The sequence below is a fragment of the Nocardia acididurans genome (genome assembly GCF_016741815.1).
In the GTDB taxonomy this organism is placed as follows: Bacteria; Actinomycetota; Actinomycetes; order Mycobacteriales; family Mycobacteriaceae; genus Nocardia; species Nocardia acididurans.
The window spans coordinates 312,132-324,389 of record NZ_JAERRJ010000002.1 but is presented as its reverse complement, the minus strand read 5'-3'; the positions used below and the strand labels follow the sequence as shown (position 1 = coordinate 324,389).

Genomic DNA, 12,258 nt, shown 5'->3' with positions numbered 1-12,258 from the left:
TAGCTGGCGTGTCCGTTATCCGGCGGCCAGGGCGCGCAGCTGGTCGAGGTAGGTGCGGGTGCGGGGGTCGCCGGGGAAGCGTTCGATCATTTCGCGCGCGGTTTCACCGGCTATCCACATGAGTGAGGGAAGGGAGCGGCGCTTTCCGGCAAATGCGCGCATGCCCTCGTCGAGTGCGAGCTCGAGATTGCGATCGCGGACGGCTACCACCGCGAGGGTGAGATGGGCTTCGGAGACGCGCATGGGTTTGCGAATAGTTCCGTCCGGTCGGGTTGAACTCAGAATTACTTGGCGGGCATAACTTTCCGCTTCACGATCATCTCCGGCAACCCGGCAGCAGTCCATGGCGTAGAAGTCGAACTTCTGCGGATCGACCACGAAATGATTGTCCACATTGGCAGGATGGTCCAATTTATCCAAGATCGAACGGCCTTGGGCGAGCGCCTTTTCCACCTCGCGGCGGTCGCCGAGGCGCGCCCACGCCTTGGCGCGCTGGGCGGCCAGCTGGACGCCGACGCCGAGATTCCCGGTGGCGGCGAACGAGCCCTCGGCCGTTTCGATGGCCCCGCGATAGTTCGCCTGGGTCAGAGCGAACCAAGCGGCCATTTCCGCACCCCAGCCGATGATTTCGGCGTGCTCGGCCTCCTGGCCCAGGGACAGGGCGGCCCGGCGGGTGGCCTCGGCGGCGGTGCGCCAGCCCAGGTCGTAGTCGACGCAGCCGACCAGGAGTGCGACCCAACCGGCCAGTACGAGAACTTCACGATGCTGGGCGAGTGTCAGTCGTCCGTCCAGTAGGGACGTGATGCGGCGCAGCCACGCCGTGCCCTCGGCATGCAGCTCGTGCGGGTCGCAGCAGGGGTACTCCGAACAGAGCCGATCGGCGGTGATGCGGATGGCGTCCAGCGTCGCCGAGGACACATCGGACATGCGCAGCCTGCCGATGAACTCCAGGGTGTCCATCCCCGTGGCCGAGAGCAGCTCATCGTCGCGGTTGGGCCGGGCCTTGGGGAAAAAGGCGGCCGTGACCGTGTCGAATGCCGCCGCGATGATCGGCGCGTAGAAGTCGTCCGGGCGGGATTCGCCGGATTCCCAGCGCCGCCAATTGCGCAGCAGTGTGCTGTCGGTGGGGAGATTGTGGGTGGATTTCCCGCGCATCGCGCGCACCGCGTCGGCTTGTGACCACCCCCGAGCATCGCGTTCAGCGCGCATTCGGACAGCCCAGACAGGTCGATCATCACCAGCGGACACGCTCTGTAGTATCTCACCAGTTAACGATCGATGGACCCGGATAGGGCACCTGGATGTCAGTGGGTTGACATCTGCAATTGCATTTACGAGTACGCCACACTCGAGACGGGCACACTTCAGAACAGCGATCCCCAATCCAACGGAGGTTCGGGTGGAAGCGTTGATCTATGGGTACGTGCGTGACGATCTGGCCGATGGCCGCAGCGAAGAGCTGGAGAACGCCATGACCAGCCTGGCCCAATCGGCAGGATTGTGCTTCGCCGCCACGTTCCATGAGTCGACCCCTGGCGATGGCACCGCGTTTGCGGAGCTGACCGCCGAACTCAAGCGTGCCGATGCGCACCACGTCGTGGTCCCGTCACTCGATCACCTTGCCGGCCAGACGATTCCGCGCGATCTGCTGATCGCGAAACTGGCGCACGAGGCGGCGGCCCAGATCTGGGCCGTGGAACACTGACCGGTCCGGTCGAGAGACCACCGACCGGTCCGGTCGAAGGAGCATCCACCGGCTGGACCCCGGTTTTCCGCTCCTGACACTCCGCGCCACAGCAGCATTCCGTGTCAGCGCCACCAGTCGCGCGGCCGTGACCCCGGCCGCCGGCGACACCACCAGCGCGGCCACGTGCTGCTCGCCGAACAGCGGATACACCTGCCAGTGCAGCAGATACAGAATCTTGTTGAGCAGCAGCACATTCTGCCAGCCGTAATAGTCGCTGAACGGCAGCGTCAGCAGCACCCAGACGGCGGTCGGCACCGCGATGAGCGCGAGAGTCCGTGCGGTGGTGCGCATTCGCCGCACCGCGGGCGCACTGGTCACCGCGAAACGCGCGAAGTTGTACCCCACCACCGCCGGCAGCACATGCGCCCCGCCCCACGGCACGAAAAGCCCGATGCGCGAGCCGAGTACGGCGAGGATGGCCACCGCCCGCAGCAGCGTCGAGGTATCGAGGTAGGCCATTCGGGCGGCGAGCCGGGCGTGGTGGCGAACCCGCTCGGGGGCGAGTCTGCCGCCGGCCTGGGTGATGTACCTCGAAGAGGGTAAGGACATTCGCTCGAAACCTATGCGCTCGAGCAGCTCGAAGGTGTATGGGACTGCAGTTCCGGGTGCAGGGTGTGTGCCGAGCCGTCGCGGCGCACCCGCGGCTCGGGTGTCGCGCCGTCCACGCGGGCCTCGAGGGCGATATCCGGGTCGTGGACGCGCACGAGCTCGTCGCCGAGTGAATTCGCCAGCGGCACGACGCATTCTGCCTCCAACGCGCCGAGATACGCTACGAGCGAACCGATGTCGTTGCGGGCGGCCGGCGCCACCAGGCGGCGGACGGGCGGCCCGGCGATTGCCCCGGTTCGTCCGGACCGCCGGTTGGTCGCCGAATCCGCGCAGATGCTCGACGATCCGTGGCGAGGTCATTCGATCCATGGCGGCGATCAGCTCTCACTGTGACCGCCGCCATGGCCGAATGGTGATCGGAGACTGCGCGATTGCGCGACCGGTGTATCAGAGGCCGAAGCCGCCGCGCCCGCGCCGGCGCAGGTACTTCTCGAATTCCGCCGCGATGGCGTCGCCGTCGATCTTGGCCATGGCGTCGTTGAGATCGATCTCGGCGTCGCCGCGCTCCTCCAGCGAGCGCACGTACTCCGCGATCTCCTCATCACCGGTGGTCATCTCGTTGACCGTGGCCTCCCACTCCTCGGCCTGTTCGGGCAGGCCGCCCAGCGGAACCTCGACATCGAGCACATCTTCCACGCGGTGCAGCAGCGCGATGACCGCCTTCGGGTTCGGCGGCTGCGACACGTAGTGCGGCACGGCGGCCCAGAAGGAGATAGCGGGCACCCCGGCGCGCACGCAGGCGTCCTGGAGTACGCCGGTGATGCCGGTCGGCCCCTCGTAGCGGGTCTGCTCGAGGTTGAACCGCTCGGCGGCTTCCTTGCTGTAGGCGGTGCCCGTCACCGGCACCGGCCGGGTGTGCGGGGTGTCGGCGAGCAGCGCACCCAGGATGACCACGGTGGACACCCCGAGCTGCTCCACGAATTCGAGCAGGTCGTTGCAGAAGCTGCGCCACCGCATATTCGGTTCGACCCCGCGCAGCAGCACCACATCGCGATCACTGCCGGGGGGCGAGCACACCGAGAGCATGGTCGACGGCCACTGGATCTCGCGCGTGACCCCGTCCACCTGGCGCACGGTGGGCCGGTTCACCTGATAGTCGTAGTAGTCCTCGGAGTCCAGCTCCGCCAGCGGCTGCGAGTCCCAGATCAGCTCCAGATGTTCGACCGCGCCACTGGCCGCGTCGGCCGCGTCGTTCCACCCCTCGAAGGCGGCGACGAGCACCGGATCCCGCAGCGTAGGCAGGTCCGAATCGGGTGGCACCGGGGATTCACTGGCGTTCACCCGGTCAGCCTACGGTGTGCCGTCGATTGACGCGCCAGCGACGCACTGTATCCGATTGCCCTGCGCTTCGCTCCGGGCGGGTTCGCGGCCCTGAGGTCTCGATTCTTCCCTCCTCCGCTCCTCCGCTTCGCTCCCCCGCTCCGTCGGTCCAGAATCGAGACGGCCGCGAACCATGAGGGTGTGGTGGCTGTGGGCCGAGGCCGCGGTGGTTGAACCGGAGGGTGTGGTGACTGTGGGGCCGGTGCGCTGGACCGGGGCGTGGATTGTCCGCTGCTCCCTTTACTCTTGAGTACATGTCAGTACGCAGCCGCGCCGAATTCGACACCACCCTAATGGACACGCTCAGACGGCGTGTTGTGATCGGGGACGGTGCGATGGGCACCATGTTGCAGGCCGCGGATCTGACTCTCGACGATTTCCGCGGCCTCGAGGGCTGCAATGAGATTCTCAATGAAACCCGCCCTGACGTGCTGCGACATATTCACCGCGCGTACTTCGAGGCGGGTGCGGACGCGGTCGAGACCAATACCTTCGGCTGCAATCTGCCCAACCTCGCCGACTACGACATCCAGGACCGGATCCGCGATCTGTCCGAGCGCGGCACTCGTCTGGCGCGTGAGGTCGCCGACGAGATGGGGCCGTCCGCCGACGGCACCCCGCGCTATGTACTGGGGTCGATGGGTCCCGGCACCAAGCTGCCGACCCTCGGTCACGCGCCGTATCACTCCCTGCGCGACGCCTACACCGAGGCCGCGCTCGGCATGCTCGACGGCGGCGCGGACGCGATTCTGGTGGAGACCTGCCAGGACCTGCTCCAGGTGAAAGCCGCCGTCGTCGGCAGCCACCACGCCATGGTCCAGGCCGGTCGCCGCATTCCGATCATCACGCACGTGACCATGGAGACCACCGGCACCATGCTGGTCGGCTCCGAGATCGGCGCGGCGCTCACCGCGCTGGAGAACCTCGGCATCGACATGATCGGGCTGAACTGCGCCACCGGCCCGGACGAGATGAGCGAGCATCTGCGTCATCTGTCCAAGCACGCCACGCTGCCGGTGTCGGTCATGCCCAACGCCGGTCTGCCCATCCTGGGCGCGAACGGGGCCGAATACCCGCTCACCGCCGAGGAATTGGCGGTGTCCATGGTGCAGTTCGTCTCCGAGTTCGGACTGGCCCTGGTCGGCGGCTGCTGCGGCACCACCCCCGAGCACATCCGCCAGGTGGCCGAGGCGGTGCGCGAGGTCACTCCGGCCGTGCGCGAGCCCGCCCACGAGCCGAGCGTGTCGTCGATCTACACCTCGGTCCCGTTCGAGCAGGACGCCTCGATCATGATGATCGGCGAGCGCACGAATGCCAACGGCTCCAAGGCTTTCCGTGATGCCATGCTGGCCGGCGACTGGCAGAAGTGCGTCGACATCGCCAAGGACCAGACCCGCGACGGCGCGCACATGCTCGACCTGTGCGTGGACTACGTGGGCCGCGACGGCACCGCCGATATGGCCGAGCTGGCCGCGCGCCTGGCCACCGCCTCCACCCTGCCGATCATGCTCGACTCCACCGAAACCCCGGTGCTGAAGGCCGGTTTGGAGCATCTGGGCGGTCGCTGCGCCATCAACTCGGTGAACTTCGAGGACGGCGACGGCCCGGAATCGCGCTACCAGCAGACCATGGCGCTGGTCGCCGAACACGGTGCGGCCGTGGTGGCCCTGACCATCGACGAGGAGGGCCAGGCGCGCACCGCCGAGAAGAAGGTGGAGATCGCCGAGCGTCTCATCGCCGATATCACCGGCAACTGGGGCCTGCAGGAGTCCGACATCATCATCGACACCCTGACCTTCACCCTCGGTACCGGTCAGGAGGAGTCGCGCAAGGACGGCATCGAAACCATCGAGGCCATCCGGCTGCTCAAGCGCAAACATCCCGAGGTGCAGACCACACTGGGTCTGTCGAATATCTCCTTCGGTCTGAACGCCGCCGCGCGCCAGGTGCTGAACTCGGTGTTCATGCACGAGTGCGTGCAGGCCGGTCTGGATTCGGCCATTGTGCACGCCTCGAAAATCCTGCCCATGTCGCGGATTCCGGAGGAGCAGCGCGAGGTCGCCCTCGATCTGGTCTACGACCGCCGCACCGAGGATTACGACCCGCTGGCCAAGCTCATGGAACTGTTCGAGGGCGTGTCCGCGGCCTCGTCCAAGGCCTCGCGCGCCGAGGAGCTGGCGGCGCTGCCGCTGTTCGAGCGGCTGGAGCGCCGCATCGTCGACGGTGACCGCAACGGCCTGGACGTCGATCTCGACGAGGCCATGCGGGAGGTTCCGCCGCTGCAGATCATCAACGAGACGCTGCTGTCGGGCATGAAGACCGTCGGCGAGCTGTTCGGCTCCGGCCAGATGCAGCTGCCCTTCGTGCTGCAGTCGGCCGAGGTCATGAAAACCGCTGTGGCGCACCTGGAACCGCATATGGAAGCCACCGACGATTCCGGCAAGGGCCGGATCGTGCTGGCCACCGTCAAGGGCGATGTGCACGACATCGGCAAGAACCTGGTGGACATCATTCTGTCCAACAACGGCTACGAGGTCGTCAATATCGGTATCAAGCAGCCGATCTCGGCCATCCTCGACGCCGCCACCGACAAGAAGGCCGATGTGGTCGGCATGTCCGGCCTGCTGGTGAAGTCCACGGTCATCATGAAGGAGAACCTCGAGGAGATGAACACGCGCGGTGTCGCGCAACAGTTCCCGGTGCTCCTCGGTGGCGCGGCGCTCACCCGCGCGTACGTGGAGGACGATCTGACCGCCGTCTACGACGGTGACGTGCACTACGCGCGCGACGCCTTCGAGGGCCTGCGGCTCATGGACGAGATCATGACCCGCAAGCGCGGCGGCGGCGCGGATCCGGATTCGCCCGAGGCCATCGCCGAACGCGAGAAGGCCGCCGAACGTAAGGCCAGGCGTGAGCGCTCCAAGCGAATCGCCGAGCAGCGCAAGGCCGCCGAGACGCCGGTCGAGGTGCCGGAGCGCTCGGATGTGGCCGCGGATCTGCCGGTCGCGATCCCGCCGTTCTGGGGGACCCGCATCGTGAAGGGCCTGTCCGTCAACGAGTACTCGGTGACCCTGGACGAGCGGGCGTTGTTCCTGGGCCAGTGGGGGCTGCGCGGTCAGCGCGGCGGTGACGGCCCGTCCTATGAGGAGCTGGTGGAGACCGAAGGCCGTCCGCGCCTGCGGTATTGGCTGGACCGGCTCACCGCCGAGGGCGTGCTCCAGCATGCCGCCGTGGTGTACGGCTACTTCCCGGCGGTCTCCGAGGGCGACGATGTGATTGTTCTCACCGAGCCGAAACCCGATGCGCCGGAACGGTATCGGTTCACTTTCCCGCGTCAGCAACGCGACCGGTTCCTCTGCATCGCCGATTTCATCCGCTCCCGCGAACTCGCCGAGCAGACCGGTCAGGTGGACGTCCTGCCGTTCCAGCTGGTCACCATGGGTCAGCCCATTGCCGACTTCGCCAATGTGCTGTTCGCGGAGAACAATTACCGCGACTACCTCGAGGTGCACGGCATCGGCGTCCAGCTGACCGAGGCCCTGGCGGAGTTTTGGCACCGGCGAATCCGGGAAGAACTCACGGTGGAGGGTCACGCCGTCGCCGAAGACGACCCTTCCGACGTGCTGGACTACTTCAAACTCGGATACCGTGGCGCACGGTACTCGTTCGGTTACGGGGCATGCCCCGATCTGGAGGATCGTGCGAAACTCGTTGACCTGCTGGATGCGGGCCGGATCGGAGTGATGCTGTCGGAGGAGTTGCAACTGCATCCGGAGCAGTCGACGGATGCGTTCGTTCTGCTGCACCCGGAAGCCAAGTACTTCAACGCTTAGTCTTTTCAAGAGTTTTCCGGGCTTTCGCGCAGAGTTGCAGGGTGGCTCGGCGAAAGCCAGCAGGAGGGGCACAACCACATGACGGCAGACCGGCTGATTGCGGGGCGGTACCGACTTACGGATCCGATCGGCACCGGTGCGATGGGGGTCGTGTGGCGCGCGACCGATGTGCGGCTGCGGCGCACCGTGGCCGTGAAGCAGTTGCTGCTGGGGCCGGGCCTGTCCCGGTCCCAGGCGCTGGAGGCCAAGATGCGGGCGATGCGGGAGGGGCGCATCGCCGCACGGCTGCATCATCCGAACGCCGTCACGGTGTTCGACGTCGCCGAGGAGGACGGCCAGCCCTGGCTGGTCATGGAGTACGTGAACGCCCCGAGTCTGGCGGCGCTCATGCGCGAGAACGGTCGCCTGGCGCCCGCCGAGGTGGCCCGCATCGGCGCGAAAGTCGCTGCGGCCCTTGCTGCGGCGCACAAGGCCGGGATCGTGCACCGGGATGTGAAGCCCGCCAATATCCTGGTCGCCGACGACGGCACGGTGAAGATCACCGACTTCGGCATCTCGCGGGCCATCGGCGATGTCACGGTCACCTCCACCGGATTCCTCGCGGGTACGCCCGCCTACCTCTCCCCGGAGGTGGCGCGGGGCGAGAATCCGGAACCGGCCTCCGACGTATTCGCCCTGGGCTCAACGCTGTACGCGGCGGTGGAGGGGCAGCCGCCGTTCGGTGAGGGCGACAATCCGCTGGCGGTCCTGCATTCGGTGGCGCGGGCGAAGGTACCGCAGGCCACCCATGCCGCCGCCCTGGCCCCGGTGCTCATGGATCTGCTGGCCGCCGAGGCCGACGACCGCCCGACCATGGATCAGGCGGCCGATCGACTGCAGGCCGTCGCCGAGGGTCGCGTCCCGGCGCCGCATCAGCCGACCAAGGTGATGCCCGCCGTGACGCCCGTCCCGCTGGTGAAAACCGATGCGGGCGTGGACGCTTCGGAGGCCACCACGGTGCTGTCGACCGCCCGCTCGGGCGCGTCCACCGGTAACGCGCACGACGCCACCGAGCACATCGACATGTCCGACCGCAGGCCGCCGCGCGACGCGAGCACACCGCCGGGTCTGCAGCCCATGGTGCCGTTCAACTCGAAACCCGCTGGGGGCGAGGGCAATCGCCGCCAGCTGGCGCTGGTCGCCGTGGGCATCGTGGGCGTGCTGCTGCTGGCGGTCCTGATAGCGCAGGTGATCGGCCGCGACGACAACGGGAACACGCGGGTGGCCATCGAGACCAGCACGGTCACCGTCCCCGGGATCGCGCCCAGCGGTCCGGCCGAACCCGAGGATGTCGGCCCGGGGGTCAACGGCGGCAACAACAACCAGCCCACCCGCACCGCGGCGGGCCAGGTCACCCAGACGCCCGCGGCCACCACCACCGCGCCGCCCACCACGACCTCGGGTCAGCCGTCCACCACGACCACCACGACGACGACCACGACCACCACCCCGCCCAACGCGGCCTCGCAGGCCTCGTTCGTGCAGGGCTACTACGGCATGCTCCCGAGCAATGTGAACGGCGCGTGGTCCATGCTGTCGCCGAGCTACCAGGCCGCCGCGGGCGGGTTCGGCAGCTACTCCAGCTTCTTCGGTCAGTTCAGCGCGGTGTCGGTCTCCGGGCTCACCCAGAACGGCGACACGGTGGTGGGCACCGTCACCTACGTCTACAAGAACGGCCGCACCGAATCCGAGCGGCGCTGGTTCCGCGTCGGCAACCAGAACGGCCACCTGGTGATCACCGACTCACAGATCGGCTGAGGTCCCCGCACTATCCTCGACAGCGGGTTCGCCTTCGCGGGCGGACCCGCTGTCGTTGTTCGGAAGGGAGATGTGGATCCGGTGACACGCGTGGATGCGGTGCTCTGGGATATGGACGGCACGCTGCTCGACTCCGAGAAGCTGTGGGATATCGCGGTCCGCGAACTGGCCGCCGAACTCGGCCGCGAGATGACCGACGAGATCCGCCACGCCCTCATCGGCGCGTCCGGCCCCAACGCCCTGCGCATCATGTTCGAGGGCCTGGCCCTGGACCCGGCCCCGCAGGCCATCGCGCAGGCCGGCGCGTGGCTCGAAGACCGCGTGACCGACCTGTTCCACGGCCCGATCCCGTGGCGGCCCGGCGCGCAGCAGGCCCTCGACGCGGTCCGGGAGGCGGGCCTGCCCATGGCGCTGGTCACCAACACCAAGCGTTCGCTGACCGAATTCGCCCTGAACACCCTGGGCCGCGACTACTTCACGACCACCGTCTGCGGTGACGAGGTCCCACACGGCAAACCGGCCCCCGACATCTACCTGCGCGCCGCCGAACTGCTCGGCGTATCGCCGGAACACTGTGTCGCCATCGAGGATTCACCCACGGGGGTGCTGGCCGCCGAAACCGCGGGCTGCGTGGTGCTGTGCGTCCCCTGCGAGATTCCCGTCCCCGCAGCCCCCGGGCGTGGCTTTCGTGAGTCCCTCGTCGGTCTGGCGATCCCCGATCTGCATCAGCTCGCCCTCGCCCGCCTGCACGGTTGAGGTCCGGACCGGCCCCCGGAATTCGGGGGTTCTCATTCGTCCAAGCGGTGTGCGTGGCGATCACCTAGCGTTCCCGGTATGGATGACGTGGTCGAATCGGTGCGGGCGCTGTGCACCGCGCTGCCGCAGGTGACGGAGAAGATCAGCCACGGGGAACCGGCCTGGTTCGCCGGGAAGAAGCTGTTCGTCATGTTCGCCGATCATCATCACGACGATCGGGTCGGATTCTGGTGTGCGGCACCGGCGGGCGTGCAGGAGGAACTGGTGGCGGCCGAACCCGGGCGGTTCTTCCGCCCGCCGTATGTGGGGCACCGGGGGTGGCTGGGGGTCTATCTGGATGTGGCCGTGGACTGGGGCGAAGTGGGGGAGATCATCGAGGACGCCTATCGGTCCGTGGCGCTGAAACGTCTGGTGGCGGAATTGGATTCGAGCGCGGGGGAGCGGTAGTAGCTGTCCAGCAGGGGGACCGGGTCGAGTTCGGTGATGTGGTGGCCCGCATTGCAGTGGTCGGTGAGGTCCTTGCCGTCGCGGGCCTGGACCACGCGCAGCTGTGTCACCGAATTGCGGAGGGAGTGGGCGACTTTGGCGGCGTGGCGGTAGCCGGGGGCGTCGCGGTCGGCGACGATCCAGACTCGGATCGCGCCGTCGAGCCAGGCGGCGTGGTCGGGATGCCAGTTGGTGGCCCCGCCCGCATTGCAGGTGGCGGTGAGACCGGCGTGGGCGGCGGTGAGGACATCGGATTCGCCCTCGCAGATATAGATGTCGCGGGCCTGGCGCACGGCCAGTAGGACTTCGGGGAGGCGGAAGGGCAGGCGGGGGAAACCGCCCGGCTCCCAGCCGGATTCGGTGGGGCGGGCCTGGCTGAAGGATTTGGTGTAGCCGTACTCGCAGGGGGTGCGGTAGCGGATGACCTTGCCGGCGGGGCGGCCGTCGGGCCAGCGGTAGATGTAGGCGGCCACCTGGCGTGAGCGCGCCACCGGGCGGCCGCGATCCTGTTTGTGCGCCTCCAGGGTGAGCCCGGCGGCCAGCAGCGCCTGATCCGCGAGGGCGAGTTCCGGCGCGGGGCCGTGGTGACGGGGAGTACTGCGGCGATCCGGCGGCGGGCGGTCGAACAGGTCGCGGATGTGCAGGCCGAGGCTGTCCAGTACGGCTTCGTCGGAGCAGCCCGCGAAGCATTTGATGACCGTGCGCTGCTTCTGATGGTTGTAGACGACGCCGAGGGAGGGGTGATGGCGGCGGCCGTCGGCCTCGTGGACGGGGCACAGGTAGGTGGTCCAGTCGCCGCCGCGGCGGCCGGGACCGGAGATGCGGGTGAGTGCGCGGGTGATGGTGTCCCAGGAACGATTCGTACTCATGTTCGATCCTCTCCCTTCCGGTGTACCCCGATTGACGGCGCTGTCAAACGGTCGCCGCGCATCACCTGGGTCACGGTGGGCAGACCGTATAGTCCGGTTGTGCAGCAGATCGAGGAGCTGGAACGTTTCCAGCCGGTGCCGGATCCCCGCCCGAACGACGAAGTCTGGCCGGACATGGTGTGGCCGGTGCCGAAAGACGCAGTGCTGACCGGTGATTCGGTGGAGTTGCGCACCGCCGATCCCGCGGCGGACGCCGCCGGACTGTTCGCCGCCATCGACGACGATCGGGTGTGGGCGCACGTTCCGGGCCGCCCCGCCGATGCGGGCGAGCTCGAACAGATCCTCGCGGCCCGGACCGCCGATCCCGGCTGGCACGTGTGGATCGTGCGGTCCCGCAGGGCAATCGGCGACCGCCCCGCCGGCGCGATCCTCGGCTACACCAGCTACCTGGACGCGCGCCCGCACGATGCCGGGCTCGAGATCGGCGCGACCCTCTACACGCCGTCGGTCTGGGGCGGTGTGGTCAACCCGGAAGCCAAACTGCTGCTGCTCGGCTACGCCTTCGACACCCTGCGTGCCGGCCGGGTCCAGCTCAAGACCGATACTCGAAATCAGCGCTCCCAGCAGGCAATCGCCCGGCTGGGCGCACGCTATGAGGGCACCCTGCGCCGTCAGTTCCGGCGGGCCGACGGCACCGTGCGCGACAGCGTGATGTTCTCGATCATCGCCGAGGACTGGCCGGAGGTGCGGGCCCGGCTGGAAAATCGCCTGCGCGCGGCGGCTCTCGCCGAAACCTCGGCGGAACCGGATTCGTGAACCTCGATTTCACGATTCATCCCGG

The 12,258-nt window shown here is 67.8% G+C and carries 11 protein-coding genes; 7 read left to right on the top strand and 4 right to left on the bottom strand.

Annotation, left to right across the window (positions count from 1 at the left end):
* Positions 1-15 precede the first annotated feature (15 nt).
* Positions 16-1,155, bottom strand: a complete 1,140-nt coding sequence (locus JK358_RS05895; RefSeq protein ID WP_232850818.1) for an XRE family transcriptional regulator — start codon at positions 1,153-1,155, stop codon at positions 16-18.
* Between the two features lie 244 nt (positions 1,156-1,399).
* Between JK358_RS05895 and JK358_RS05890 the strand changes: the two genes are divergently transcribed.
* A complete protein-coding gene (locus JK358_RS05890; protein ID WP_201944559.1) occupies positions 1,400-1,705 on the top strand; it encodes a hypothetical protein in 306 nt (101 codons plus the stop codon).
* Here JK358_RS05890 and JK358_RS05885 read toward each other — a convergent pair.
* Positions 1,607-2,296 carry a hypothetical protein gene (locus JK358_RS05885; RefSeq protein WP_201944556.1) on the bottom strand — a complete coding sequence of 230 codons (690 nt, stop codon included), beginning with the start codon at positions 2,294-2,296 and terminating at the stop codon, positions 1,607-1,609. The two genes, JK358_RS05890 and JK358_RS05885, sit on opposite strands and share 99 nt — an antisense overlap.
* Positions 2,297-2,334: 38 nt before the next feature.
* Between JK358_RS05885 and JK358_RS39875 the strand changes: the two genes are divergently transcribed.
* On the top strand, positions 2,335-2,469 hold the full coding sequence (locus JK358_RS39875; RefSeq protein WP_269811736.1) for a hypothetical protein: 135 nt from the start codon (positions 2,335-2,337) through the stop codon (positions 2,467-2,469).
* Between the two features lie 274 nt (positions 2,470-2,743).
* On the opposite strand, the gene JK358_RS05880 is transcribed toward JK358_RS39875, so the two are convergent.
* On the bottom strand, positions 2,744-3,637 hold the full coding sequence (locus JK358_RS05880; protein WP_201944555.1) for a PAC2 family protein: 894 nt from the start codon (positions 3,635-3,637) through the stop codon (positions 2,744-2,746).
* A gap of 293 nt (positions 3,638-3,930) precedes the next feature.
* Here JK358_RS05880 and metH point away from each other — a divergent pair, with 293 nt between their 5' ends.
* The 4 genes from metH to JK358_RS05860 all read left to right on the top strand — a co-directional run bounded on the left by metH (position 3,931) and on the right by JK358_RS05860 (position 10,509).
* On the top strand, positions 3,931-7,509 hold the full coding sequence (gene metH, locus JK358_RS05875; RefSeq protein ID WP_201944553.1) for a methionine synthase: 3,579 nt from the start codon (positions 3,931-3,933) through the stop codon (positions 7,507-7,509).
* A gap of 78 nt (positions 7,510-7,587) precedes the next feature.
* A complete protein-coding gene (locus JK358_RS05870) occupies positions 7,588-9,306 on the top strand; it encodes a serine/threonine-protein kinase (RefSeq protein WP_201944551.1) in 1,719 nt (572 codons plus the stop codon).
* An 81-nt stretch (positions 9,307-9,387) separates the two neighbouring features.
* The gene (locus JK358_RS05865; protein ID WP_307817326.1) at positions 9,388-10,062 is read left to right on the top strand and encodes an HAD family hydrolase; all 675 of its coding nucleotides are present in this window, start codon (positions 9,388-9,390) and stop codon (positions 10,060-10,062) included.
* Positions 10,063-10,140: 78 nt separating this feature from the next.
* On the top strand, positions 10,141-10,509 hold the full coding sequence (locus tag JK358_RS05860; RefSeq protein ID WP_201944548.1) for an MmcQ/YjbR family DNA-binding protein: 369 nt from the start codon (positions 10,141-10,143) through the stop codon (positions 10,507-10,509).
* Here JK358_RS05860 and JK358_RS05855 read toward each other — a convergent pair.
* On the bottom strand, positions 10,446-11,417 hold the full coding sequence (locus tag JK358_RS05855) for a toprim domain-containing protein (protein ID WP_201944547.1): 972 nt from the start codon (positions 11,415-11,417) through the stop codon (positions 10,446-10,448). The two genes, JK358_RS05860 and JK358_RS05855, sit on opposite strands and share 64 nt — an antisense overlap.
* Before the next feature lie 99 nt (positions 11,418-11,516).
* Between JK358_RS05855 and JK358_RS05850 the strand changes: the two genes are divergently transcribed.
* Positions 11,517-12,233, top strand: coding sequence for a GNAT family N-acetyltransferase (locus JK358_RS05850; RefSeq protein WP_307817325.1), 717 nt, complete (start codon positions 11,517-11,519; stop codon positions 12,231-12,233).
* Positions 12,234-12,258 lie beyond the last annotated feature (25 nt).

Coding starts and splice junctions, on each gene's coding strand:
- JK358_RS05895 (WP_232850818.1), bottom strand. CDS start 1,155: ATGCGCGGGAAATCCACCCACAATCTCCCCACCGACAGCACACTGCTG.
- JK358_RS05885 (WP_201944556.1), bottom strand. CDS start 2,296: ATGTCCTTACCCTCTTCGAGGTACATCACCCAGGCCGGCGGCAGACTC.
- JK358_RS39875 (WP_269811736.1), top strand. CDS start 2,335: ATGGGACTGCAGTTCCGGGTGCAGGGTGTGTGCCGAGCCGTCGCGGCG.
- metH (WP_201944553.1), top strand. CDS start 3,931: ATGTCAGTACGCAGCCGCGCCGAATTCGACACCACCCTAATGGACACG.
- JK358_RS05870 (WP_201944551.1), top strand. CDS start 7,588: ATGACGGCAGACCGGCTGATTGCGGGGCGGTACCGACTTACGGATCCG.
- JK358_RS05860 (WP_201944548.1), top strand. CDS start 10,141: ATGGATGACGTGGTCGAATCGGTGCGGGCGCTGTGCACCGCGCTGCCG.
- JK358_RS05855 (WP_201944547.1), bottom strand. CDS start 11,417: ATGAGTACGAATCGTTCCTGGGACACCATCACCCGCGCACTCACCCGC.